General features: G+C 74.8%; 19 protein-coding genes. 8 read left to right on the top strand and 11 right to left on the bottom strand.

Annotated elements, in window-relative coordinates; all coding sequences use genetic code 11:
* Window positions 1–408: 408 nt before the first annotated feature.
* The 6 genes from trxA to NP075_RS18945 form a co-directional block, all read right to left on the bottom strand.
* A complete protein-coding gene (gene trxA, locus NP075_RS18970; RefSeq protein WP_227563654.1) occupies window positions 409–741 on the bottom strand; it encodes a thioredoxin in 333 nt (110 codons plus the stop codon).
* The gene (gene trxB, locus NP075_RS18965) at window positions 738–1,763 is read right to left on the bottom strand and encodes a thioredoxin-disulfide reductase (protein WP_227563653.1); all 1,026 of its coding nucleotides are present in this window, start codon (window positions 1,761–1,763) and stop codon (window positions 738–740) included. The genes trxA and trxB overlap by 4 nt, the downstream gene beginning before the upstream one ends.
* A gap of 141 nt (window positions 1,764–1,904) precedes the next feature.
* Window positions 1,905–3,734, bottom strand: a complete 1,830-nt coding sequence (locus NP075_RS18960) for a protein kinase family protein (protein WP_227563652.1) — start codon at window positions 3,732–3,734, stop codon at window positions 1,905–1,907.
* A 76-nt stretch (window positions 3,735–3,810) separates the two neighbouring features.
* Window positions 3,811–5,556: a murein biosynthesis integral membrane protein MurJ gene (murJ, locus tag NP075_RS18955; RefSeq protein ID WP_227563651.1), complete on the bottom strand. Its 1,746-nt coding sequence runs from the start codon at window positions 5,554–5,556 to the stop codon at window positions 3,811–3,813.
* A complete protein-coding gene (locus tag NP075_RS18950) occupies window positions 5,553–7,670 on the bottom strand; it encodes a DUF6049 family protein (RefSeq protein WP_227563650.1) in 2,118 nt (705 codons plus the stop codon). Before NP075_RS18950 ends, murJ begins: the two co-directional genes overlap by 4 nt.
* Entirely contained in the window at window positions 7,667–8,215 is a 549-nt protein-coding gene (locus NP075_RS18945; protein ID WP_227563649.1) for an NUDIX hydrolase, read from the bottom strand. The genes NP075_RS18950 and NP075_RS18945 overlap by 4 nt, the downstream gene beginning before the upstream one ends.
* A gap of 214 nt (window positions 8,216–8,429) precedes the next feature.
* Here NP075_RS18945 and NP075_RS18940 point away from each other — a divergent pair, with 214 nt between their 5' ends.
* The 3 genes from NP075_RS18940 (at window position 8,430) to NP075_RS18930 (ending at window position 11,763) form a co-directional block, all read left to right on the top strand.
* On the top strand, window positions 8,430–9,842 hold the full coding sequence (locus NP075_RS18940) for a CCA tRNA nucleotidyltransferase (RefSeq protein ID WP_250788356.1): 1,413 nt from the start codon (window positions 8,430–8,432) through the stop codon (window positions 9,840–9,842).
* Between the two features lie 69 nt (window positions 9,843–9,911).
* Complete coding sequence (locus NP075_RS18935) at window positions 9,912–10,475, top strand: sigma-70 family RNA polymerase sigma factor (RefSeq protein ID WP_227563647.1); 564 nt, start codon at window positions 9,912–9,914, stop codon at window positions 10,473–10,475.
* Complete coding sequence (locus tag NP075_RS18930) at window positions 10,468–11,763, top strand: RAD23 family protein (protein ID WP_227563646.1); 1,296 nt, start codon at window positions 10,468–10,470, stop codon at window positions 11,761–11,763. Before NP075_RS18935 ends, NP075_RS18930 begins: the two co-directional genes overlap by 8 nt.
* Before the next feature lie 6 nt (window positions 11,764–11,769).
* Here the strand turns inward: NP075_RS18930 and NP075_RS18925 are convergent, their stop codons facing one another.
* Together NP075_RS18925 and NP075_RS18920 are read right to left on the bottom strand one after the other, a co-directional pair.
* Entirely contained in the window at window positions 11,770–13,506 is a 1,737-nt protein-coding gene (locus tag NP075_RS18925) for a SpoIIE family protein phosphatase (protein WP_227563645.1), read from the bottom strand.
* A complete protein-coding gene (locus tag NP075_RS18920) occupies window positions 13,503–14,813 on the bottom strand; it encodes an MFS transporter (protein WP_227563644.1) in 1,311 nt (436 codons plus the stop codon). The genes NP075_RS18925 and NP075_RS18920 overlap by 4 nt, the downstream gene beginning before the upstream one ends.
* 106 nt (window positions 14,814–14,919) lie before the next feature.
* Here NP075_RS18920 and NP075_RS18915 point away from each other — a divergent pair, with 106 nt between their 5' ends.
* Window positions 14,920–15,471, top strand: a complete 552-nt coding sequence (locus tag NP075_RS18915) for a sigma-70 family RNA polymerase sigma factor (protein ID WP_227563643.1) — start codon at window positions 14,920–14,922, stop codon at window positions 15,469–15,471.
* Entirely contained in the window at window positions 15,464–17,008 is a 1,545-nt protein-coding gene (locus NP075_RS18910) for a hypothetical protein (protein ID WP_227563642.1), read from the top strand. The genes NP075_RS18915 and NP075_RS18910 overlap by 8 nt, the downstream gene beginning before the upstream one ends.
* Before the next feature lie 36 nt (window positions 17,009–17,044).
* Here the strand turns inward: NP075_RS18910 and NP075_RS18905 are convergent, their stop codons facing one another.
* The gene (locus NP075_RS18905) at window positions 17,045–18,112 is read right to left on the bottom strand and encodes a type IV toxin-antitoxin system AbiEi family antitoxin domain-containing protein (RefSeq protein WP_227563641.1); all 1,068 of its coding nucleotides are present in this window, start codon (window positions 18,110–18,112) and stop codon (window positions 17,045–17,047) included.
* 261 nt (window positions 18,113–18,373) lie between these two features.
* Between NP075_RS18905 and NP075_RS18900 the strand changes: the two genes are divergently transcribed.
* Both NP075_RS18900 and NP075_RS18895 read left to right on the top strand, forming a co-directional pair.
* Window positions 18,374–18,925 (top strand): RNA polymerase sigma factor, encoded by a 552-nt coding sequence (locus NP075_RS18900; protein WP_227563640.1) that lies wholly within the window; start codon window positions 18,374–18,376, stop codon window positions 18,923–18,925.
* Window positions 18,922–20,391 carry a hypothetical protein gene (locus tag NP075_RS18895; RefSeq protein WP_227563639.1) on the top strand — a complete coding sequence of 490 codons (1,470 nt, stop codon included), beginning with the start codon at window positions 18,922–18,924 and terminating at the stop codon, window positions 20,389–20,391. Before NP075_RS18900 ends, NP075_RS18895 begins: the two co-directional genes overlap by 4 nt.
* Before the next feature lie 82 nt (window positions 20,392–20,473).
* On the opposite strand, the gene NP075_RS18890 is transcribed toward NP075_RS18895, so the two are convergent.
* Together NP075_RS18890 and NP075_RS18885 are read right to left on the bottom strand one after the other, a co-directional pair.
* Window positions 20,474–21,568 (bottom strand): inositol-3-phosphate synthase, encoded by a 1,095-nt coding sequence (locus NP075_RS18890; RefSeq protein ID WP_227563638.1) that lies wholly within the window; start codon window positions 21,566–21,568, stop codon window positions 20,474–20,476.
* Window positions 21,565–22,203 carry a PadR family transcriptional regulator gene (locus NP075_RS18885; protein ID WP_227563637.1) on the bottom strand — a complete coding sequence of 213 codons (639 nt, stop codon included), beginning with the start codon at window positions 22,201–22,203 and terminating at the stop codon, window positions 21,565–21,567. The genes NP075_RS18890 and NP075_RS18885 overlap by 4 nt, the downstream gene beginning before the upstream one ends.
* Before the next feature lie 318 nt (window positions 22,204–22,521).
* Between NP075_RS18885 and NP075_RS18880 the strand changes: the two genes are divergently transcribed.
* On the top strand, window positions 22,522–24,933 hold the full coding sequence (locus tag NP075_RS18880; protein WP_227563636.1) for a penicillin-binding protein: 2,412 nt from the start codon (window positions 22,522–22,524) through the stop codon (window positions 24,931–24,933).
* The last annotated feature ends 137 nt before the right edge of the window (window positions 24,934–25,070 follow it).

Raw genomic sequence — 25,070 nt, 5'->3', positions numbered from 1 at the left:
CAACAGGCCGTGCCCGAGATGCCACGTCTGCCCCGATATCGCGGGCACTGTGAGTTCGTCAGGAACGATCCTGAGCGCCGGCGCGACCCGATCGGGACGCGATCACGGGCCGGATCGAGCCTCGTCGGCGCCTGGCGAACGGTGGACAGGGCCGTCACGCGTGTCGTGGACGTCGCGACGGCGGCCGTCTGTCGGTCCTTCGGCATCGGCGTCGGCGAGCATCACCCGTGCCGTCAGCTTCGCCGGGACAGGTGCCGCATGCCAGGGGGGAGACGAGGCACCTTCCCCCGATACCGGCCCCAGGTTCCGGTACGTACATCGCACGCCGGCTCATCTGTACGACAACCGTGCGCCACCGGACGCTTCAGCCCTGCACCAGCCGAGCCGGGCCGTCGGCCTGCCCGACGATCAGGCCTGCGCGGCGAGCAGCTCCTCGACGGCTTCCTTCAGCATGGCCTTCGGGCGAGCGCCCACCAGGCTCTTCTCCATCTCGCCCCCGGTGAAGAAGGCCATGTACGGGATCGACTGGACCTTGAAGTCCTCGCTGAGCCCCGGGTTCGCCTCGGTGTCGATCTTGACGAACTTGACGCGTCCGGCGTACTCCTCGGACAGCTCGTCGAGGACGGGGGAGACGAGCCGGCACGGCCCGCACCACTCCGCCCAGAACTCCACGACGACCGGCACGTCGCTGCGCAGCACCTCGGCCTCGAAGGTGAGATCGGTGACGTCGATCGTGCTCATGCCCGCACCTCCGGCAGACCCTCGGCCACCAGGGCCGAACCGGGCGACACGGGGTCGACGACGTCCGTCAGCGCCGCGAGGAAGTGCTGGGCGTCGAGCGCCGCGGAGCAGCCCGAGCCCGCGGCCGTGATCGCCTGGCGGTACGTGTGGTCGACGACGTCGCCGCACGCGAAGACGCCGGACAGGTTCGTCCGGGTGGAGCGGCCCTGCACCCGCACGTAGCCGTTCTCGTCGAGGTCCACCTGCCCGGCGAGGAGCTCGGTGCGCGGGACGTGCCCGATCGCGACGAACAGCCCGCCCGCCGCGACCTCGCGGGTCTCACCGGTCACCGTGTCCTGCAGGGTGACGCCGGTGAGCTTGTCCTCGCCGTGGATCGCGACGACCTGGGAGTTCCACGCGAACGAGATCTTGGGGTCCGCAGCGGCGCGGTCCGCCATGATCTTCGACGCCCGGAGCTGGTCACGGCGGTGCACCATCGTCACCGTCCTGCCGAACCGGGAGAGGAACGTGGCCTCCTCGACGGCCGAGTCGCCGCCGCCCACGACCAGGATGTCCTGGTCGCGGAAGAAGAACCCGTCGCACGTCGCGCACCACGAGACGCCGCGACCGGACAGGCGCTTCTCGTCCGGCAGGCCGAGCTCGCGGTACGCCGACCCGGTCGCGAGGATCACGGCGCGGGCGCGGAACACGTCACCGCTGCCCGTCGTCACGACCTTGACGTCGCCGGTGAGCTCGACCGACGTCACGTCGTCCCAGAGCACCTCGGCACCGAACTTCTCGGCCTGCTTCTGCATCGAGTCCATGAGCTCGGGGCCCTGGATCCCGTCGGGGAAGCCGGGGAAGTTCTCGACCTCGGTGGTGTTCATCAGCGCACCACCGGCCGTCACCGAACCGGCGACGACGACGGGCGCGAGCCCGGCCCGGGCGGCGTAGATCGCCGCGGTGTAGCCGGCCGGGCCGGAACCGACGATGACGAGGTCGCGCACGGCGGAGGAGGTGGGCTGCAGGTCGGGTTCGGTCACGGGGTGCCTCGCTGGGTCGGTCGGCGTCGCCGCGGGGGCGACGGGGCCGCAGGGTGGCCCGGTGTCTGGGTCGTCCAACCGATCGTAGGGCCCTTCTGTTCCCGGCACGTTCGGCGCCCCGGGGCGGGCCCGACGGCCGTGTCAGGAGACGGTGATCTCGGTGACCTCGACGCGGAACAGGCCCGCGGGGTTCGTCGGCAGCTCGGTGAAGTAGAGGACGAGCGTGGACGTGGTGACCGGCTCGGAGAACGTCAGGAGCGTGTCCTGGCTCAGCGTCCCCGACGCGAGGACGTCGCCCTGCGTCGGCGTGTCGCCGGACGTCGCCCGCACCTCGACGTTCCCGCCCGTGCCGTTGACGTGGAGCGTCACGCCGCTGACGGGGCTCTCGGCCGCGAGCGTGAGCTCCAGGCCCATGCCCTCCTTGAGGCCGGCGAAGTCGGGCGCCTTGTACGTGTAGGAGAACCAGAACGTCGAGGGGTCACCGTCGACGGCGAGCTCGACGTTCTCGACGCGCTCGCCCGCGGGGTCGGTGGGGTCGAACGTCCGCACGGAGGCGATGACGGGAGGCGGTCCCGCCTGCGGGGCCTCCTCGCTCGGCTCGTCGGCAGGGGACGGCGCGGCGTCCCCGCTGGGCTCCGGCTGCTGCTCGCTCGAGGTCTCGCCGGCGGCGGGCTCACGCTCGCCCCCGGGCGCGGCGAACAGCGCGCGGGCCGCGAAGATCAGCCCGATGAGCACGGCGATGCCGACGATCACGAGGACGAGCGCGGTCGGGTCGAACCGACGGCGTGGCTCGTCCTCCTGCTCCACGAACGCGAACGGGTCGTCCGTGAACCCGGGGCCGTCGTCCCACAGGTCGGGCTCGGGGTTCCGTGCCACCGGCGGGAGCGCGGCGGGCAGGGAGGGCGGAGGCGCCGCGGCACCGGACGCTGCTCCGACCACCGCGGTGGGAGGCGTCCCGCGGGCGTCCCCGCGCGGGGGGAAGGAGCTGCCTCGCGCCGGCACGGCCGGCGGCGGCGTGCCCGGACGCGGCACCCCTGCCGGCAGCTCCTCGAACGCCGAGCGCACGGACTGGCGTGCGACACGCACCGGTGCGGTCGGGCGCTCCGGGTCGGACTCGGGCGCGGCGAGCCCGCCGGCGGCAGCGGCCGCCACGGCCCCACCGACCCCGGCTGCGGCGTCGGTGTCGTCGGCGAAGCGTCCGACGCGGATCTCACCCCACGGCTCGAGCTCGTGGACCAGGTCGCCCGGCGTGTGCGGGCCGTCCTCGTGCGGGCCCAGGGTCACGGCGCACAGCGTGTCGAGGTCGTTGGGGACGTCGGCGACGAGCTCACCGGGCGCCACGGGCGCACCGTCGAGCACGGGTGCGGGCTGCACGGACGACTCGTGGACGTCGTCACGTCCAGCGGGCCAACGGCCGGTCAGGCCCGTGTAGAGCAGGCGCACGAGGTCGACGGTGTCGGAGCGGCTGGTGGCGCGGGCGTCACCGTGGGCGATGCCGAGCAGCGCCGCGTCGATGGCGAGGCCGGAGACCAGGACGCGCCCGTCGGCGGACACGTGCACGACGGCGGGGCGGAGCGCCAGGTGGTGCACGCCGCGGCGGCGCGCGACCTCGAGCGCCGCCGCCGCCTCGCCGACGACGGCACGGGCCTGGTCGGGCGTCAGGGGGCCGCGCTCGACGAGCTGGGCGAGGGACGCGCCGGTGATCTGCTCCGAGACGACGTACCCGACGCCCTCGTGCATGCCCACGTCGAGGACGCGCACGAGCCGCGCGTCGGTGACGAGGGCTGCGCGGCGGGCGGCGTCGAGCGCCGGCGCGACGGCACCGGACTGCAGCACGCGCACCCGCACGGGACGGTCGAGGATCAGGTCGGTCGCATGCCACACGGAGACGCCGGCGAGGTCCGTCGGCAACGGGTCGACCACCCGGTAGCGCCCGGCGAGCACGGTGCCCCGGCCGACCTCTTCCGTCACGGTGCCACCTCCGACGTCGCCCCCGACCTTGGGGCCTGCGGTCGCAGGTCCCGTGAGCATGCTAGACGGACCGCCGTCAGCGGCGCCCCCGGACGCGTCGCAGCACGGGCCCGAGCAGCTGGTCCAGCTCCCGCACCCGCAGCAGGCGCAGCAGGCCCAGGTAGACCAGGGTCATCACGGTCCCGACCGCCGCGCACTGCACGACGGCGCCCGGGAAGCCGTCCGGCCCGGTGCCTCCGACGGCGGCCAGGACGCCGTACCCGACGCCCCCGGCGACGAGCGCCGCGAGCCCCGCACGGGCGTGGGTCCGCAGGACGCGTGCGCCGTCGACCGCGCCGCCCAGCCGGCGCCGGAGCGCGAACATCGCCAGCAGGGTCCCCACGACGTACGACACGCTCATCGAGAGCCCGGCGCCCGCGACCCACGCGCTGTTGGGCAGCACCGCCTGGCCCAGCAGCGTCCCGGCGACCACGACGGTCGCCATCACGACCTGCACGGGGACCATGCCCTTGGCGTCCTCGTACGCGTAGTACACGCGCTGGCACATCGACCACGCACCGAACGCCGGCAGCCCGACGGCCATCGCCACCACGACGCCCGCGATCGCGTCGACGGTGCCCTGGGGCTGGCTCGGCAGGATGATGCGGACCACGGGCTCCGCGAGGACGACGAGGCCCGCGCCGGCGAGCAGCGTGAACAGCCCGACGACCCGCAGGCCGGACGACAGGCTCGCGCGGACCCCGGGCACGTCGCCGTCGTGCGCCTGCGCCGACAGCCGCGTGAAGAGGGCCGTCGCGAGGGAGACCGTCACCAGCGAGTGGGGGAGCATGAACAGCATGAACGCGTAGTCGTACGCCGCGTTGCCCGCGATCTGCGTCGTGGGGCTGCAGGTGGCGCCCGGCGCGGCGGAGGCGACGCGCGACACGACGACGTACCCCAGCTGGCCGATGGCCAGGCCGATGAACGTCCAGGTCGCCACGGTCCCCGCCCGGCCCAGGCCCGACCCGCGCAGCCCCCACCGCCACCGGTAGCGCACGCCTGCGCGACGCAGGAACGGCACGAGGACGAGGGCCTGGCACGCGACCCCGATCGTCGCGGACCCCGCGAAGAGCGCGATCTGCGCGTCGCTCCAGTCGTCGGCGGAGCGCACCTGCCCGGACAGCGCGATGAACAGGCCGAACCCGGCGATGGAGACGAGGTTGTTGACGACGGGCGCCCACATGTACGGCCCGAACGACCCGCGCGCGTTCAGCACCTGGCCGAGCAGCGCGTACGCGCCGTAGAAGAACAGCTGCGGGACGCACCAGTACGCGAACGAGGTCGCGAGCGCGATCTGGGCGTCGCTGCACGGGTCGGCGTACAGCCGCACGAGCCACGGCGCCGCCAGCGTCAGGACGACGGTGGCACCGGCGAGCACCGCGAACCCGAAGCTCAGGAGCCGGTCGACGTACTCCTGACCCGCGTGACGCTTGTAGGCCCGCACGACCTGCGGCACCAGCACCGCGTTGAGCACGCCGCCGGCGAGCAGCATGTAGAGCACGTTCGGCAGCTTGTTGGCCACCGAGAAGGCGTCGGCCGCCTGGCCCGTGCCGCCGATCGCGACGGCCAGCACCATGGCGCGCAGGAACCCCAGGAGGCGCGACACCGCGGTGCCGCCGGCCATGAGGGCCGCGCCGCGCCGGACGCCGTCACCGGGTCGTTCGGCCGGCCGGTCACCCCCGGCCGGCCGGTCGCCCCCGGTCGGCCGGACCGGCTCCGACGGCGACGCGGGGTCGCCCGGCAGGTCCTGCGGATCGCCGGGGGGCGGGGTCGCGCCGCTCACGCGTCCACCTCCGGGCTCCCGCCGAGCACCGGCAGCGGGCGCGTGCCCTCGTCGTCGTGCACGAGGCGGGCGCCGCGGCGGGCGCTCTGGCCGCGTCGGACGGTCCGCACGACGCCCAGCACGAGCCCCACCGCGAGCAGCACGCCGACCACGGCCGTGCCCACCGACTCCACCGTCGGCGACGCCCGCACCACGAACGTCACGGGCTGCGCCAGCGCCGTCCCGTCCTCGCTGGTCAGGAGCGCCTCGACCACGACCTCGCAGTTGGCGATCGCGTGCACGGCGACGGTCACGACCTCCTCGCCGGCGGGTGGGACGACGACCGCTGCGCTGGGCTCGGTCTGCAGGCACGCCTTGCGGGGCGTGGCCCGGACCCGCACCGTGGCCGCGGTCGGCAGGTCGTTGCGGACGGAGAACCGCACCTCGGTGTCCGCGCTGATGAGGTTCTGCGTGCTGGTCGGGGCCAGCGTCAGGCCGATGCGGCGCGCGTCGACCGCGGCGACGGCCGCGTCGACGAGGCGCCGACGGTCCGGCGGGTCCTGGCGCCACGCGGTCGCGAGCGGGGCGAGGACCGTCGTGTCCACACCGTCGAGCAGCGTCGCCGCGTCGTCGGTGACCTCGGCGAACGCGATGGTGGCGTCGCGCGACTGTGCCAGGCGCCGCACCTCGTCGGGCTCCAGCACGTCGGGCGCGCTCGCGTAGGCGGGCAGCGCCGCGCGGTCGTCCTCGCCGGTCGACCCGAGCAGTGCCGTCAGCGGCGCCGTGCGGGACCACGGAGCGTTCTGCACGGCGTCCAGCACGGCGCCGACGAGGGCGGGGTCGGGGTCGGCGTCACGCGGCAGGGCGATGAGGACGTGCTGGAGGCCCTCGTCGGAGCCGCGCGCCAGGATGGACAGCTCGGCGAGCACGCGCTGCGTGACGGTCGCCGGCGTGGCGTCGGGGTCGAGACGCTCGGGGTCCGCCAGGAGCGCGCCGAGGGTCCCGTCGGGCACGAGGCCGACGAGGGGGCCGGACGCCGTCGGCAGCGTGGTCCGGGCGCCGACGGCGTCGGTGTCGGAGGGCACGTCGTCGGGTGCCAGCACCAGCACCGAGGCGCCGCCGCGCGCCGCGAGGTCGGCGGTCGCCTGGTCGGTCGTCGGACCGGGCGCCCACATGACGTCGGTGCGGGCGGCCAGCGGCCTGCCGCCGTCGACGGCACCGGCCGTGGCGGCCGCGGACGACTGCACGGCGGCGTCGAGCAGCCCGACGGTGTCCGCGTGGGCCAGCGCGGTGAGGTCGGGGTCGGACCACGGCAGCGCGACGACGTCCCGGCCCACCGCCGTCGCGGCCAGCGCGTCCGCCCAGGCCGCGACGTCCTGCCCGCCGGCACGGGCGGCCGCCACGAGCGCGGGGTCCACGACCAGGGCGACGTCGGGGCTCGTGCGCGCGATCTCGAGCGTCGACGCGAGCCGTCCGCCCGGCTGCACGAGCTGCGCGAGCGTCGGCGGCCCGGGCGCCGGCACGTCGAGGTCCTGGGGGACGGTGGGCGGGCCGACGGCCGGGGCGAGCAGCGACACCCGCGCCTGCGCGACGTCGCCGCCGGTCGCCCACAGCACGAAGGACCGCTGCAGACCGACGCGGGCGCCGTCGGTCGCCTCGACCGCCAGCCCTCGTGCCCCCCACGTGTCGGGACGGTCGAGGAGCCCCACCTCGTCGGCGGGGACGGTGACCTGGAGCTCGACGGAGGCGCCGGGCTCGAGCGGGCCGTCCGCGGCCACCCAGGCGGCGCGGTCCCCGGCCCGCCGGCCCGTCGCCGGCTCGTCGAGCCAGCTCTGCAGGTCCTCGCGGGTGCCGGGCCGGACGCGCTCGAGCCGCACCACGGCCCGGGGTGCGGCGATGGTCTGGCTCGAGGTGTTGGTCAGCCGTGCGCTGACCACGAGGTCCTCGCCAGGGCTCAGCACGACCGGCGTGACCTGCGTGATCTGCACGCGCACCGGCAGCGCCCCGTCGTCGCCCGCGGCGGGTGACGGGCGTGGCGTGGCGGTGGCGGCCGGTGCCGTGAGCCCCGCGAGCGCGAGGAGGGCGACGAGCGCCACGAGCAGGAGGGACGAGGCCCGGCGGGCTGCTGTGCTCATCCGTCGGTGAGGACCGTCAGCGCCATGCCGGCCAGGCGTCGTTCGTTGGGGTAGGCGAGCCGCTCGGACAGGTCGGCCACACGGACCCACTCGACGTCCTCCGCCTCGCCGTCGGGGTCGTTCTCCACCGTGAGCTCACCGTGCAGGGCACCGAGCAGGAAGTGGTGGACCACCTTGTGCACCCGGTGCTCGTCCCCGGAGAACCAGTAGTCGATGACCCCGAGGCGGCGCAGGATCCGACCCGTGATGCCGGTCTCCTCCGCGATCTCGCGGACGGCGGCCTCCTCCGGCGTCTCGTCGCCCTCGAGGTGGCCCTTCGGCAGGCACCACTCGAGGCGGCCCGCCCGGTTGCGGCGCGCGATGACGGCCGCCGCGTAGTGCCCTTCCTGCCGCAGCACGACCAGTCCACCCGCGGACGTCTCGTCGACGACGGGCAGCGCGACGTGCGTCCGGTGGGCGATCCGCGACGGGTCGATGCGCAGGGGATGCCCTCCCGGCGGCGCCGGCACTCGCCCGTGACCGGGCGGACGGGCGGCGGTGGACATGCCGACACTGTAACGACTCCTCCTGACCCGTTCCGTTCGTGCCGACGACGTGTGCCTGCGCCGGTGCCCGCCCACGCCCCCCCGGGCCGTCCCGGCGACGCACGCCGGTCGCGACCTCTGGCACGCTTGTGCGGTGCCCGACGTCCCCACCGACCAGCCCGACGCCGCGGCCGTGCAGCAGCTGCGCCGCCGCGCCCTGGAGTCCCTCGCCGCGATGGCGCCCGACGCGATCGACCTGGGTCAGCGGTTCCGCGCCGCCGGCCACGAGCTCGCACTCGTCGGGGGGCCCGTGCGCGACGCGTTCCTGGGGCGCGTCAGCAACGACCTCGACCTGACGACGTCCGCGACGCCCGACGAGGCCGAGCCGTTGCTCGCTGCGTGGGGCGACGCGCACTGGGACATCGGCCGGGAGTTCGGGACGGTCGGGGCGCGGCGCTTCGCCGGCCGGCGCGGCGCGACGCAGGACGTCGTCGTCGAGGTGACGACGTACCGCACCGACGCGTACGACCCGACGTCCCGCAAGCCGCTCGTGCAGTTCGGCGACACCCTCGAGGGCGACCTGTCCCGGCGGGACTTCACCGTCAACGCCATGGCGGTGCGCGTGCCGGACCTCGTCTTCGTCGACCCCTTCGACGGTCTCGCCGACCTCGCGGCCGGCGTGCTGCGGACGCCCATCGACCCGCGCCGGTCCTTCGACGACGACCCGCTGCGGATGATGCGGGCCGCGCGCTTCGTCGCCCAGCTCGGGTTCCGGCTGGACGACGAGGCCCGCGCGGCGATCGTCGACATGGCGGGACGCATCGAGATCGTCTCGGCCGAGCGTGTCCGTGACGAGCTCACCAAGCTGCTGCTCGCGCCGTACCCCCGCGCGGGGCTCGAGGTGCTCGTCGACACCGGCCTGGCGGACCACGTCCTGCCCGAGCTGCCGGCGCTGCGGCTCGAGATCGACGAGCACCACCGTCACAAGGACGTCTACGAGCACTCCCTGATGGTGCTGGAGAAGGCGATCGCGCTGGAGACCGGCCCGGACGGCGCCGTCCCCGGCCCGGACCTGACGCTGCGCCTGGCGGCCCTGCTCCACGACATCGGCAAGCCCCGCACGCGCCGGTTCGAGCCGGCGGGCGGCGTCAGCTTCCACCACCACGAGGCCGTCGGCGCGAAGCTCGCGGCGAAGCGGCTCAAGGCCCTGCGGTTCGACAAGCAGACCGTCAACGACGTCGCCCGCCTGACCGAGCTGCACCTGCGGTTCCACGGGTACGGCGAGGGCGAGTGGACGGACTCCGCGGTCCGCCGGTACGTCACGGACGCCGGCCCGCTGCTGGAGCGGCTGCACCGCCTGACCCGTTCGGACTCCACGACGCGCAACCAGCGCAAGGCCGCACGTCTCAAGGCGGCGTACGACAGCCTCGAGCAGCGCATCGCCACGCTGCGCGAGGCGGAGGAGCTCGCGTCGATCCGGCCCGACCTCGACGGGACGCAGATCATGGAGATCCTCGGCATCCGTCCCGGGCGCGAGGTCGGCGAGGCGTACCGGTACCTGCTCGAGCAGCGCATGGAGCACGGACCGCTGGGCCAGGAGCGGGCGCGCGAGCTGCTGCTGGCGTGGTGGGCGCAGCGCGGGTCCTGAGCACCCCAACCGTTCTCGCCGTGCGGACGTTGTTCAGCGTGTGACGACCACCAGGCCCGGGGCGCGCGCGTGACGCGCTCCGACGACGTGCTCGACGAGCTCGTCCGCGTCCGCTACCCGGCGCTGCTCGCACGTGCCCGCATGCTCGTGCGGGACCCCGCGGCCGCGCAGGACCTCGTGCAGGACGCGCTCGTCGCGACGTTCGTCGGCCGCGCCCGGTTCGGCAGCGTGCCCGCCGCCGAGCAGTACGTCCGACGCGCTCTGGCGACCAGGTACGTCGACGGCCTGCGCCGCGGCGGCCGGGAGCGTGCGGGGGCCGCACGGCTCGCGGCACTGCCCGTCGCGGCTGCACCGGACCCTGCCGAGGCGTCGACCGCGCTCGCCGACGACGTCGAGCGGGCGCTCGCGACGCTCGCACCCCGCGAGCGGGCGTGCGTCGTGCTGCGGCACCTCGAGGACCTGTCGGTGCACGAGACCGCGGTGCTGCTGCGCCTGTCGGACGGGGCGGTCAAGCGCTACACCGCCGACGGGGTCCGCGCGCTCCAGGCGCTGCTGGGCGTGCGGGCGCCCGACCCCGAGCGGGCAGGCGTGCGCGTCCGCCTCGTGCCGACCGAGGAGGAGTCCCGTGGCTGAGTGGACGCCGGACCTGACGGACGTGCTGCACACGGCCGAGGCGCAGCGCGAGGCCGCGCTCGCGGCGTCGCCGACGGAGGCGAGCGTGGCGAGCGTGCGGACGGCGGTCCGCGCGGCCCGCACGCGCCGCACGGCGCTCGCGGTGACGGGCACGGCGGCCGCCGTGCTGCTCGTCGGCGGCGTGGTCCTGTGGTCGCCCCGCGCGCCCGTGCCGCCTGCGGCGCCCGCGTCGACGGTCCCGCAGCCGACCCGGCCGACGGCCTCCCCGACCCCGGCGGCGTCACCCCCCGTCGCGCCGAGCACGGCGACCGTCGAGGTCGGCGGGCTGCCCCCGATGCTGTCCGCCGCACCGGACGAGCTGCGCGACGCACCCCCCGGGACCGTCCTGGCGCTGTGGACGCCGGACACGCTGCTCGATCTCGCCGACGGTGCCCCGGACGCGGGGCACCGGGAGGTGCACCTCCTGCTGGTGCGTCCCGACGGCGAGGTGCGCCACGTCGTGCGCGCACCGGACCACGCGGTGACGGTCGGCGGGTGGGACCGAGCCGCGGCGTCGGCGAGCGTGATCACCGCGACGGGCGGCGGGGACAGCGAGAGCATCGCCGTCGACCTGCTGACGGGCGCGACCACGCCCGTGCCGCCGTCGGCGGAGAGTCTCCTGCCGACCTCCCCGGACGGCACGACGACCGCGGACGTCCAGGGCGCCGTCGTCCGCCTGCGGGCCGGCGCCGGCGAGCGCGAGCTGGAGCTGCCGAGCCGGTGGTGCCGGCCCGCGGGCTGGTCCGACGCCACGCACCTGCTCCTCACGTGCTTCGACCGCGAACCGCGCACGCTCGTCCCCGCCGAGGCCGACGGTCCGGCGCTCGTCCTCCTCGACACCGTCACCGGCGGCACGACCCGGCGCGCGCTGGTCACCGGTGACGTCGTCCCGACGGACCGCACGGGGATCCCGCTCGGCGACGGCAGCGTGGTGGCACAGGTCGACGTCGTCGGGCGCGAGGTGGACGGGGACGCGGTGGCCCGCGTGTGCGGGACCGGCCTGGGACGCTTCGACGGCCTGGCGGGCACGCCGCTTCCCGCGGTCCCTGCCGGGGACCTCGTGCACCGGGGACTCGTCGCGGCCCCGGGGCGCGTGGTCGTCGCCGGGCCCCCGGGGTGCCCCACGGACCTCACGGCCTCGGGGATGTGGGCGCTCGACCTCGCGACGGGCCGGGTCGACGAGCTCCTGCCGGTGCACGAGGACCCGGCGGCCCCGTTCGGCCTGCTCTCGTCGACGACCTGGCGCTGACGCGCCTCAGTCGAGCCGGACCACCAGCAGGCACACGTCGTCCTCCTGGTGCTCGTCGACGAGCGCGTCGGTGAGCGCGTCGCACACCTGCGTCGCGCTCGCGTCGTCCGGGACGGCGGACAGCGCGGCCGACAACGCGTCGATGCCCTCGCGCAGGCCGCGGTCGCGGCGCTCCACCAGACCGTCGGAGTAGAGCACCATGATCGCGCCGTGCGGCAGCTCGCCCGACACCTCGGGGACCGTGCCGGGGCGGACCGGGGGCAGGCCGATGGGTGTGCTGCGCCCGCCGTCGAGGCCGTGCACGTGCCCGCCGGGCAGCCGGACCAGCACCGGGGGGTGACCCGCGCTCGCCCAGGTGAGGTGCGCGCCGTCGTCGGTGCGCTCCCAGCGGACGAGCACGCAGGTGGCGACGTCGGCCACGTCGAGCGCCCGCACCAGGCCGTCCAGGCGCTCCAGCGCCTCACCGGGGCGGTCGCCCCGCCACACGGCCGCGCGCAGCAGCGAGCGCAGCTGCCCCATGGAGGCCGCGGCCCGCAGGTCGTGGCCCACGACGTCGCCGACGGCGAGGCTCACGGCACCGTCGGGCAGCACGAACGCGTCGAACCAGTCACCACCGACCTCGGCCCGGCGCCCCGACGGCAGGTACGAGGCGGCGACGTCGAGGCCGCCGACGTCGCCCAGCACCGGCAGCAGGCTGTGCTGCAGGGTGAGCGCCGCGTCGCGCTCCGCGAGGTACAGCCGCACGTTCTCCAGCAGGACGCCCGCACGTCGTCCCAGGTGGGCCGCGGTGACGACGATCTCGCGGTCGAACCCGTCGACCTCATGGTGCACCAGGCACAGCACGCCCAGCGCCCGGTCCCGGCCCGTCAGCGGGACGAGCAGCGCGCTGCCCAGGCCGAGGGTCTGCAGCAGCTGCAGCTCGTCGGGGGTCGTCCGCCCCGGGAGGCTCGCGATGTCCACGGGCAGCGGCATCGGGACGTGGTCGACGCCGGCGGCCAGCGTCTGGGCGACCCGCGGGGAGTGCATGAGCCACGTCGTGCCCTGCGTGCCGAGCGCGTGCGCGGCCGACGCGTGCTCCGGGTCCGACGCCACGACGTGGACCCGCTCCAGGCGGCCCGTCTCGGAGGTCATCGCGACGAAGCCCCACGTCGCCAGACGCGGGACCACCAGGTCCGCCAGCGCGTCGACGGCGTCGTCGTACTCCAGGTGCCGCGACACCTCCTCGCCGACGCGCGCGAGCAGCTCGAGCCGGTCCGCCGTGCGGTGCATGAGCGACAGCTCCAGGTCGCGGGCCGCGTCGCCCACGGCCTCCGCGGTCACGTCGACCTGCACGCCGACCCGGTGGGTCACGCGGCCCTCGTCGTCCCGCAGCTGCGTGATCGCCAGCTGGTTCCAGAACTGCGAACCGTCCTTGCGGGCGTTGAGGAGCACCTCCTGCACGTCGTGGCCGCGCTCCAGCGCGGCGCGGATGCGCGCGACGACCTGCGGGTCGGTGTCCTCGCACTGCAGCAACCGGCAGTTGCGGCCGCGGACCTCCTCCGCCGTGTACCCGGTCAGGGACGTGAACGCGGCGTTCGTCCACACCAGGGGGTCGCCCGGCAGGCGCGGGTCCGACACCGCCATCGCCAGGGGCCCGCCCTCGAGGATCGCGTGGGCGAGGGGCCCCGACAGGAGGTCGTCGGGACCGAGCGCGTCGTCGTACGCCGGCGCGCCGTCGGGCGTGACCGTGCCCGCGTCGCTCATGTGGGGGCACCGACCACGGGTGCCTCGACGACCGCCGGCGTCCGCGGTCCGCGGGCGAACGTGATCGCACCGGCCAGGTAGACCGCCGCGAGCGCCGCGAACAGCACCGGCGACCACCCCGTGTCCGGCAGCGCGACGGCGGCGAGCGCCGCGGCGCCGACGAACGCGGCGTTGTACATGACGTCGTACAGCGAGAACGCGCGGCCGCGGTACGCGTCGGCGGTGTCGTGCTGCACGATCGTGTCGACCGCGATCTTCGCGCCCTGCGCCGCGAGGCCCAGCGCGCCGCCGGCCAGCAGCACGGCGGGCAGCGACACGTTCACGACGAGGACGAGCTGGCTGACCACGGCGAGCAGCAGGCACAGCACGATCCAGACGTGCGGGCCGACGCGCGGGCTGAGCACCGGCGTCAGGACCACCGCGAGCGCGAACCCGACGGCGCTCGCGGCCAGCACGCTGCCGAACGTCGCCAGGCCGGCGGCCGCGTCCGCGGGGTCGGAGAGCAGGTTGCGGGAGATGAGGATGCTGGCGATGAACACGGCGCCGTAGCAGAACCGGTGCAGCGCCATGATGCCCAGCGCGTACGCCGGCGTGCGGCGCGCCACCAGGTACCGGGCCCCCGCGACGAGCCCGCGGGCCAGCTCGCCGAGCGCGGCGCGCACGTCGGAGCCGGCGGCACGCTGGTCCGGGCCGAGCTGGTCCGGCGCCAGCCGCGTGGCCAGCGCCGACGCGCAGCCCATGACGGCGGCGGCGACCAGCAGGCAGGCCGCGTCGCGCACCCGGCCCGTGGGCAGCAGCAGCCCCAGCACGAAGCCGAGCGCCCCGCCGACGCCCGCAGCGGCGGCCCCGAGCGTCGGGGTCAGCGAGTTCGCGGTCAGCAGCAGCGGGCCGTCGACGACCTTCGGCAGCGACGCGGACAGCGCCGCGAGCAGGAACCGGTTGACCGACAGCGTCACCAGCGCCAGGACGTACACCGCGGGCCCGACGCCGCTGGTCAGCATGATCGTCGCGATGACGAGCGTCAGGGCGACCCGCACGAGGTTGCCGTACAGCAGCACCTGCCGGCGCCGCCACCGGTCCAGCAGGACCCCGGCCCACGGCCCGACGATCGTGAACGGCAGCAGCAGCACCGCGAACGCGGCCGCGACGCCCGTGGCCGTCGACGCGTTCTCCGGCGAGAAGAAGAACAGGGTGGCGAGCCCGATCTGGAACATGCCGTCGGACGCCTGGCTGACCAGGCGGACGGCGAAGAGCCGGCGGAAGCCGGTCAGGGGCCACAGGGCCCTGAGGTCGGAGATCACCTGCACCTGCCAAGGTTACGTCCCCGTACCCCGCAGGCAGCCGATCGCCCCCCCAACCTTTCGGGGACGGGCTCCGTTCTCCATCCTGGGGTCCGCGGACGAGGAGGACGGTGTGGCCAGGAGCTGGGAACGGCTGCTCGACGAGGTGGCGCGGGAGCGCTACCCCCGGCTGCTGGCGCGCGCGGCGCTGCTCGTCACGACGCGCGCGGACGCGGAGGACCTCGTGCAGGACGCGCTCGTGGCGACCTTCGCGGGGCGGGCACGGTTCACGTCGGTCGGGGAGGCCGAGCAGTACGTGCGGCGCGCGATCGTGACCCGGTCCATCGACCGGGCACGGACGGCCGCCGCCGAGCGCCGCGCCGTCGAACGTCGCGTGTCCTGGCCCGACCCCGCCGACGAGCTCGTGCCGACAGGCCTCGACCGCGACATCGTCGAGGCCCTGCAGACCCTGTCGGTGCGGCAGCGCGCGTGCGTCGTCCTGCGGCACGTCGACGACCTGTCCGTCGAGCAGACCGCCACCGCTCTGGGCCTGAGCGCGGGGGCCGTCAAGAGGTACACGTCCGACGGCACCGCGCGCCTGCAGGCGCGCCTCGGGACCCCCGCGCTCACCGGTGGCACCGTCCCCGTCGAGCTGATCCCCGCACCGGAGGTGCGTCGTGACTGACCTCGGACACCTGCTCGGCGGCGTCGAGGAGCACGTCGAACGTGCCCACGCGGACGCCCGACCGTCCGACGCCGCGCTCGCGGTCGCCCGTCGCACGGTCCGTCGCCGTCGCGTCCTGCGCGACGTGCGCCGCGGTGGCGTCGGCGCGCTGGTCGTCGTCGCGGCGGCGGGACTGACGACGTGGGGTCCCCAGGGCGGGGTCGTGCCGCCCGCCGCTGTCGACCCGGTGCCCTCGGTCACGCCGAGCGCCGCCGTGCCGAGCGCCGCCCCGACCGCGTCGCCGGGCACCCTGCTGCCGCTGGGCGCACCGGTCCAGGTGGCCTCGCCGCGGGACGTCCCGGTCGCGGACCTGCTCGCGGCGGCCGGTCCCGGCTGGACGCTGGCGACGGTCGTCGAGGAGCGCGCGGGGCAGGGCGGCGCCGCCCCGTGGGACCCCGCGAACCGGCGCACGGTGATCGCGCTCGTCGCACCCACGGGCGAGCGGACCCCGCTGCTCGACGTCGACGGGGCCTTCGCCGCCGGTGTCGACGACTGGCGCGTCGGGGAGCCCACCGCCTTCGCAGCCGCGTCCCCCTGGGAGGGGGAGGGGTCCTTCGAGGGTCTGCTCGACCTGACCACCGGGGTCCTGACACCCGTGCCGTTCGACTGGGAACGTCACCCGCTCGGCCTCACCGCGACCGGGGAGTCCGCGTGGCTGTTCTCCGAGATGCCGGCGGAGCTGCTCGCGCTCGACGCGGAGCAGCGCTCCCACTACTCGCCGATCGCACCCGGGTACGGCGTCGCACTCGATCCGGAGCAGGCGGTGGCGGCGACCGGCGAGGACCCCGCGGCGGTGCTGCACACCGCCGGCACGCTGCGCCTGGTCGCCGCCGACGGCACGACCCGCGACCTGGGCGACGTGGCGCTGCCGCACCGGCTGCACCCCCTGAGCCCCGACCGCGCGTGGCTCGCCCTGCACGCGCCGGACGGCGGGCTGCTGGGCCTCGACGTGCGCACCGGCGCCACGCATCCCGTCGCCGGCGCACCCGCCGACCCCGCGTGCCGCCTCGCCGGGTGGGCCGGCGCCCACGCGGTGCTCACGGCCTGCCCGGACGGTGCCGGCGCGTGGCGCCTGGCCGCCGTCGACGTCGCGCAGGACCGACCCGCGACGCCCCTGGCGACCAGCGACGTCCCCGTGCGGGACGCCTGGCCCCTCGGTGACGGGCGCGTCGGGCTCGGACGGGTCGTGATGCCCGCGCCGTGCGACGTGACGTCCGACCCGGCCGTGCTCGAGGACGGCACGGTCCGCTCGCTCACCGAGGGCTGGTCGCCGTACGACCACGGCACGGACCTGACCTTCGCCGGCGGCGGCGTCTGGACGTTCCTCAACGGCTGCTACGCGGGTGGCCGGGCGGATCCGCAGCGCACCGTCCGCGTCGACCTGGCGACGGGTGACGTCACGACGGTGTCCTGGTTCGAGGACCGGGGCGACGTCGACCAGGTCGTCGAGGACGGGGACTGGCGGGTGACGTCCGTCGACGTCGTCCCTGCCCGCTGACGACCGTCGGCGCGAGGTGTGCAGGGTTGGTGGTGCTCAGGACCACGAACCCTGCACACCCACCCGGCAGTCGGGGGAGCAGCGGGCAGGTGAGCCGGGCCAGCCGCGGGCGCGCAGGGCCGCGGCGAGCTGGGCGGCGGTCGCGCACGGGGCACCCGCCACGTGGCGCCAGCGGTACCGCAGGGTCACGTCGCCGCGTTCGACGCGCACGGCGTTGTCGCGCCACACGTCGGCGTCGACGCGGCCGGCGTGCACGAGCCGGCCGTCGAGCTCGACCCGCACACCCCAGGCGGCGTACCGCCGGTCGGAGCGGATCCGTCGGCCGTCGACGCGGTCCGCCACCTGGCCGAGCGAGCGCGGCAGCCCGTGGGCCCGCTCGACGTCACGGTCGTACCGGTGCTCCAGCGGGGACTCGACCCGCGCCGTCGGGTCGCCGAGCACGTCCAGGAGGAGGGCACGGTGGCGCAGGCCCGTGCGCCCCGCGGCCTCGTCGACCACCTGGGAGGTCGGCACGCGCAGCCGCGCCGCGTCGCACAGCACTGCGACGACCGCGTCGTCGTCGGCCGTCTCGTGGACGAGGTCGAGCACCGTGCCGAAGATGTCCACGCTGCGCAGCGAGCCGGACGAGCGCGGCATCGTCCGTCGCCGTCGCACGGTCAGCCCTGGCCGGGCGACGACGTACCGCTGCGCCGGGACGCTCACGACGAAGCCGCTGCCCGGGTCGCGCAGGAGACCGTGCACGAACCCGGCCGACCGGTGCGACAGGGCGGCGCCCGGACCGGCGGCCAGCAGGGCCGCCCGGGCGAGCTGACGCCACGTCGGCGGGCCGGACTGCAGCACGACCACGCCGCGCACGGCCCGCTGCCAGTGGCCGCTGCGCACGCGGCGAGCCACGACCGACCTCTCGACGCCGCCGGCGGCGAGCTGCGCGGTCGTCGCGACACCGTCCTGCCGCACGACGGTCGCACGCAACGCGTCGCCCAGCTCCCGAAGCGCCGGGATCCCGCCGACGTCGACCCGCCGCGCCGACGCCGCGCCACGGCCGGACAGCAGCATCGACGCCCCGGGGACCGACCCCACCGAGCGCACCACGGACGAGCTCACCCCGCCACGCTCCCGCACCGGACGGCCCCCCGGGCCGGCGGACGCCGACCTTGTGGACGACGCGCCGGGGTGTGCAGGGTTCGTGGCGCTGAGCACCACGAACCCTGCACACCCGCGGGTCGGGACGGTCGTTGCGGTGTGCGCGACGGACGCACGGGCCGCGGCCGGTCGGCCCACAACCGGCGAGGGCCCTGCGACGTTGTAGTGCGAACGGCCGACGTGGGCCGGCGGAGACGGGGACGCTGAGATGACGGGGACGACGTGAGCCAGGGATGGGCGCCGATGCTCGACCGGCTCGTGCAGGAGCGGTACGGCGGGCTCGTGGCGTACGCGACCGTGCTCACGGGTGATCGCGCGCAGGCCCAGGACGTGGTGCACGACGCGCTGGTGAGCACGTTCAGCGCCCGGGCGTCGTTCGGGTCGGTGCCGCAGGCCGAGGCGTACGTGCGCCGGGCGGTGGCGTCCCGGTTCGTGGACGGCACGCGCCGCCGGGCCCGCGAGAGGACCGCGGTGGTGCGTCTGGCGCACGCCACCGCCGAGGACACCGAGCTGCGCTCGGAGATGCTCGACGCGGACGTCGCGGCCGCGCTCGGCTCGCTGTCGCCCCAGCAACGGGCGTGCGTCGTGCTGCGGCACCTCGACGACGTGTCCGTACGGGACACCGCACGTCTGCTCGGCATCAGCGAGGGGGCCGTCAAGCGGCACGTCTCGGACGGCGTCGCGACCCTCGACGCCCTGCTGGGCACCAGATCGGCTCCGGACGCCGAGGCGTCGTCCGTCACGCTCGTCGACCGTCGAGGAGGTGCGTCATGAGCGACGACCTGACCAGCCGCCTGGAGCGGAGCCTGCAGGTGCAGGAGCAGCTCGAGACCGGCACCCAGCCGTCCCCGCAGGCCCTGGAGGACCTGCACGCGCGGGTCCGCCGGGCGCGCCGGGGCCGCACGACGTCGTACTCGGCGGTGGCTGCCGCGACCGTGCTCGTCGTCGGTGCCGCGGGGTGGTTCGGGTTGCAGGACCGCGACGTGCCGCTGCCGGCGCACACCCCGACGCCGGCGCACACCCCGACGCCGACGTCGCCCGTCTCACCGCGACCCGTCGCGAGCCCGACGGCCACGGTGGACGCCGTGGAGCGCGTGGCCGTGGAGCGCGTCGGCATGCCGCCCATGCACGCGCTGGACGCCGCGACCCTCGCGGCGATCGGCCCCGGGTGGGGCGTCGTGGGCTACCAGAGCACCGGAGGTGACCCGTTCCAGGAGGACGGCACCGCTCTGCCGGTCGTCCTCGTCGTCGTCTCGCCGGCGGGGGAGCTCTTCCACGCCGTCGACCTGCCTGCCGACGTCTCGCCGGCGCCCGTCGCCTGGCCCGACGCCGACACGGTGGTGCTGGCCTCCGGGGGCCCGGACGAGACGCGCACGGTCGTCGACCTGCGCACCGGCGCCGTCACCCCCGACGGCCGTGGCCTGCCGCCCTACACGCTCCACGTGGGCAACCAGCCCGACGGCACCGAGGTGTGGCAGCAGATGAGCATGGGCGGGGTCGGGTCGACCCTGTGGACGGTGCCGAGGAGCGGTGCGGCGCAGCAGGTCCCGGGCGGGCCCTGGCTGCTCAGCCACCGCGCACAGCTGAGCCCCGACGGCCGGCGTGCCCTCCTGTGGCTCGACGCGTACCTCGACCCGGGGGGCAGCGGCGTCGAGGTCGTCGAGCTGGCCACCGGCACGTCCCTCAGCGCCTCGCTCGTGCCGGCCGGTCAGCAGTGCCGGCCGGGGGGGTGGACCGACGCGACGTCCGTCCTGCTCGTGTGTGCCGACGCCGGCACGTCCACGCCTCCGTCCGAGTCGTCGACGCGGCCGCGGCTGGTCCGCGCGGACGTGACGGGACAGCGGGAGCCGCTCGTCGTGCGTGAGCTGGTGACCGGCGACCCGGTGCCGTGGTTCGGTCAGCCGGCCGGGGACGGCGCACTGGCCGCTGGCGTCGCGCCGCTCGGCACGTCCCTCGATCCCTGGTGCACGACCCCCGCCGTCCTGGCGGCCGACGGGACGGTGCGACCGCTCGTCACCGACCGCGACATGGACGGTGCCGGGGGCGGTGTGGAGCCCGACCACGGCAACGGCGGGCTCCTGCCCGTCTCCACCGGCCCGGGGCCGTGCCCTGGTGACGGTTCGCCGCTCACGCTGCTGCTCGTCGACCCCGTGTCCGGCACCAGCGTGCGGGTGCCGCACGGCCCGGAAGGGCCGGACATGCTCAACCCGGTGGCGGCGGTGGCAGCGCCCCGAGGGTGACGCCCGGCACGACGCGCGAGGGCCCGGTGCGTGGTGCACCGGGCCCTCGGGGTGGAGCTGTCAGCGACGCCTCAGCGTGAGCTCAGCGCTCCAGCTCGCCGCGGATGAAGGCCTCGACCTTGACGCGGCCCTCGGTGTCCTCGGTCTGCACCGGCGGGGACTTCATGAAGTACGTCGACGCCGACAGCAGGGGGCCGCCGATGCCACGGTCCTTGGCGATCTTCGCCGCGCGCACCGCGTCGATGATGATGCCGGCCGAGTTCGGGGAGTCCCAGACCTCGAGCTTGTACTCCAGGCTCAGGGGCACCTCGCCGAACGCGCGGCCCTCGAGGCGCACGTACGCCCACTTGCGGTCGTCGAGCCACGCGACGTAGTCCGACGGGCCGATGTGGACGTTGCGGTCGTCCTTCTTGCCGGCCAGCGGGCCGTCGGTGAGGTTCGACGTGACGGCCTGCGTCTTGGAGATCTTCTTGGACTCCAGGCGCTCGCGCTCGAGCATGTTCTTGAAGTCCATGTTGCCGCCGACGTTCAGCTGGTACGTGCGGTCCAGGATGACGCCGCGGTCCTCGAAGAGGCGCGCGAGCACGCGGTGCGTGATGGTCGCGCCGACCTGCGACTTGATGTCGTCGCCGACGATCGGGACGCCGGCGGCCTCGAACTTCGCGGCCCACTCGGGGTCCGACGCGATGAACACGGGCAGCGCGTTGACGAAGGCGACGCCCGCGTCGATGGCGCACTGCGCGTAGAACTTCGCGGCGGCCTCGGAGCCGACGGGCAGGTAGCAGACCAGGACGTCGACCTGCAGGTCCTTGAGCGTCTGGACGACGTCGACGGGCTCGGCGTCCGACTCCTCGATCGTCTCGGAGTAGTACTTGCCGAGGCCGTCGAGCGTGTGACCGCGCGACACCGTCACACCGAGCGGCGGGACGTCGGAGATCTTGATCGTGTTGTTCTCCGAGCTGAAGATCGCCTCGGACAGGTCGAAGCCGACCTTCTTGGCGTCCACGTCGAACGCGGCCACGAACTCGATGTCGCGGACGTGGTAGTCGCCGAACTGCACGTGCATCAGGCCGGGGACCTTGCCCTGCGGGTCGGCGTCCCGGTAGTAGTGCACACCCTGGACAAGCGACGCGGCACAGTTGCCGACGCCGACGATGGCGACGCGGATGGAGGTCATCCTCGCTCCTTCTCGTTTCGCGCCTCGGAGATGCCCTCGGCGTCGTCTGCAGCGGCGGCCGGCCGGCCACCGCCCTCGGGGCGAGCGCGACGTACGCCGCGCTCGTTGTCGATGAGGTCGTCCAGCCAGCGGACCTCGCGCTCGACCTGCTCGAGACCGTGGCGCTGGAGCTCGAGCGTGTACTCGTCCATGCGCTCGCGGGTCCGGGCGAACGACTGCCGGACCGTCTCGAGCCGCTCGGTCAGCCGGGTGCGCCGCCCCTCGAGGATGCGCAGCCGCGTCTCGGCGTCGGTCTGGGCGAAGAACGCGAACCGTACGTCGAAGTTCTCGTCCTCCCACGTGGCCGGGCCGGACGAGGAGAGCACCTCCTGGAGGTGCTCCTTGCCGTCGGCGGTGAGCTCGTAGACGATGCGTGCGCGCTTGGAGGCCACGGCGCGGTCGCTGGGCGCCTCGGTGCCGACGATCCAGCCGCGGTCCGCGAGCCCCTTGAGGCACGGGTACAGCGAGCCGTACGACAGGGCGCGGAACGACCCGAGCACGAGGTTGAGGCGCTTGCGCAGCTCGTACCCGTGCATGGGGGACTCGGCGAGCAGGCCGAGGATGGCGGGCTCGAGCACGTCTGAACGTCCGCGCACCGGATCCTCCTGTCCTCACACGTCGGCTGCGGAACCGACTGTTCGGCGGATCCGATGTATCAACTCGATACATCCGGAGACTATGTCGATCTCGAGCGTCCGCACAACACGCGCGTGGGGGGCAGGCGGGGTGAGCGCGTCGACGCCCCGTGCCGATCGTGTGAAGGGTCGTGCCGATCCGGACGTCTTGGGCGTCGTCACGGCAGGCCGGCTCCGGACGTTCGTCCATACTGGGCGCGGCAGCGTCCGCCCGGCGCGCCCGGTGACGGGTGCCCGGCGACGCCAGGCAGCACCGTCGTCGGCACGAGAGGTCACCCGTTGGCAGCCAGCAAGCGCCGTGCAGCGCCGTCGCGCGCCAGGCGATCGACGCGTCGCACCGCGTCCGAGTCCGCCCCGCAGGAGTCCCGCGGGTTCTGGAACTACCCCCGCCGGGAGCACACCGGGCTGCACCGGTGGCTGCCCTCGTGGCGCGTGGTGCTGGGCACGTTCATCGGCGGGATGTTCCTCGTGCTGGGTGCCGGCGCGGCGGCGTTCGCGTTCATCGACCCGCCGTCCCCGCTCGCCGAGGCGAAGTTCGAGACGACGACCGTGTACTTCGCCGGTGACCAGCCCGGCCAGCCCGGTCCCGTCATGGGCACCTTCGCCGAGCAGCGGCGCGAGATCGTCGACTACGGGACGCTGCCCGCGCACATCGGCCAGGCCGTCGCCGCGGGCGAGGACAAGACCTTCTTCACGAACCGCGGCGTGTCGATCACCGGCATGGCCCGCGCCTTCATCAACAACATCCAGGGCAAGCCGACGCAGGGCGGGTCGACGCTGACCCAGCAGTACGTCGAGCGCTACTACCAGAACACCACGACGGACTACCTGGGCAAGGCCAAGGAAGCGATCCTCGCGATCAAGATCGCGCAGAGCGAGTCCAAGGAAGAGATCATGGGCCGCTACCTGAACACGATCTACTTCGGTCGTGACTCGTACGGGATCCAGGCCGCCGCGAAGTCCTACTTCGGCAAGAACGCCGCCGAGCTCACGGTCTCCGAGGCCGCGATGCTCGCCGCGCTGATCCCGTCGCCCAACAACTGGGACCCCGCCGTCGCGCCCGAGAAGTCCCAGCAGCGCTGGGGCCTGGTGCTCGACTCGATGGTCGACTCGGGGTGGCTCAGCGCCGAGGAGCGGGCCGCGCAGACGTTCCCGGCCACGATCCCGTTCCAGCAGTCCGAGACGTACCGCGGCCCCAACGGCTTCCTGCTCGAGATGGTCGAGAACGAGCTGCTCGCCACCAAGATGTGGACGGCCGGCGAGCTGCGCACCCGTGGCCTCGACATCATCACGACCATCGACCCCGCCGTGCAGCACATGGCGGTCGAGTCCGCCGAGGCGCTGCGGGCCGGCCAGCTGTCCGACGGCGAGCCGCCCAACGAGCGGCTGCGCGTCTCCGTGGTGTCCGTGGACCCGGCCACCGGCGGGATCGTGGCCCTGTACGGCGGCCCGGACTACCTGACGGACGCGAAGAACACGGCCACGTTCGACGAGATCCAGGCCGGTTCGACGTTCAAGCCGTTCACGCTCGTCACCGCTCTGCAGCAGGGCATCAGCCTGTCGAAGAAGTACGACGGCAGCTCCCCGCAGCGGTTCCCCGAGTGGGACGGCGGCAAGGTCGACGTGCAGAACTACGGCAACAAGGGCGCGGGCACGATCGACCTGGTCGAGGCCACCGCCAACTCCGTGAACACGGTGTACGCCGCGCTCAACATCGAGGTCGGGCCCGAGAACACGGCCAAGACGGCCGAGGCGGCGGGCATCACGACGCCGTTGACGACGGTGCCGTCCAACGTGCTGGGCTCCGACCACGTGCGTCCCCTGGACATGGCCGGTGCCTACGCGACGTTCGCCGCGCAGGGCGTGCGCCGCGCCCCGCACATCCTGCAGGTGGTCCTCGACAACGACGACCAGGTCGCGTGGCAGCCCGACACGACGGGGACGAACGCGTTCCCGGCCGACGTCATGGCGGACGCCACCTACGCGATGACGCAGGTCGTCGAGCGGGGGTCCGGCAAGGCCCAGATCAACAAGCTCGACCGGCCGATCGCCGGCAAGACCGGGACGTCGTCCTTCAACAAGTCGGCGTGGTTCGTGGGGTACGTGCCGCAGCTGGCGACGGCCGTGGCGCTGTCCCAGCAGGGTCAGGACGGCAAGTCGCTCGACACGATCAGCGAGTGGGGCGACTACAAGGAGATCACCGGGTCGTCGTACCCCGCGGTGCTCTGGGCGGACTACATGGGCAAGGTCTTCACGCACCCGAAGTACCAGGAGGTGCAGGACTTCCCGGCACGCGCCAACATCGGCGGCAAGGCCACTCCGACGCCCACGCAGACCGAGACCGCCACCCCGGAGCCCACGCCCGAGGAGCCCGCGCAGCCGGCCGACGTGCAGGTGCCGGGCGGGCTGGTGAACCGGACCGAGGCGGACGCCTCCGGCGTCCTGCAGGGTGCGGGCCTCGTGGCCGCCGTGGTCACCGAGCAGTCGCAGACGGTGCCCAAGGGCCGCGTCATCCGTGCGGAGCCCGGCGAGGGCGCGACGCTCCCGGCGGGGTCCACCGTGACGCTCGTCGTCTCCAGCGGTCCGCCGCCACCGCCGCAGCCCAGCCCCACACCGGCGCCCAGCACCAGCCCGAGCGCGCCCCCGGTCGAACCGCCGGGCGGCGGCGAGGACGCGGGCGGCGGAGCCTGATTCGGTTCCCGGCGTGCCACCCGGTACGCTGGGCCACCGCCGTCCGTTCGCGGACGGTTCGTCGTGCCCACTCTCCTGACACTCGTCGGGGACGGGCACGTCGAGACGCTTGAGAACCCTCCTGTCACGGAACGACC

It is taken from the genome of Cellulomonas wangsupingiae (assembly GCF_024508275.1).
In the GTDB taxonomy this organism is placed as follows: Bacteria; Actinomycetota; Actinomycetes; order Actinomycetales; family Cellulomonadaceae; genus Cellulomonas; species Cellulomonas wangsupingiae.
Note: the sequence above shows the minus strand (reverse complement) of the source record. Positions and strands in the feature narration are given on the sequence as shown.

Excerpts from the sequence above, each read along its gene's own strand:
- trxA (WP_227563654.1), bottom strand. The coding sequence starts at position 741 with ATGAGCACGATCGACGTCACCGATCTCACCTTCGAGGCCGAGGTGCTG.
- NP075_RS18950 (WP_227563650.1), bottom strand. The coding sequence starts at position 7,670 with ATGAGCACAGCAGCCCGCCGGGCCTCGTCCCTCCTGCTCGTGGCGCTC.
- NP075_RS18945 (WP_227563649.1), bottom strand. The coding sequence starts at position 8,215 with ATGTCCACCGCCGCCCGTCCGCCCGGTCACGGGCGAGTGCCGGCGCCG.
- NP075_RS18940 (WP_250788356.1), top strand. The coding sequence starts at position 8,430 with ATGGCGCCCGACGCGATCGACCTGGGTCAGCGGTTCCGCGCCGCCGGC.
- NP075_RS18925 (WP_227563645.1), bottom strand. The coding sequence starts at position 13,506 with ATGAGCGACGCGGGCACGGTCACGCCCGACGGCGCGCCGGCGTACGAC.
- NP075_RS18895 (WP_227563639.1), top strand. The coding sequence starts at position 18,922 with ATGAGCGACGACCTGACCAGCCGCCTGGAGCGGAGCCTGCAGGTGCAG.
- NP075_RS18890 (WP_227563638.1), bottom strand. The coding sequence starts at position 21,568 with ATGACCTCCATCCGCGTCGCCATCGTCGGCGTCGGCAACTGTGCCGCG.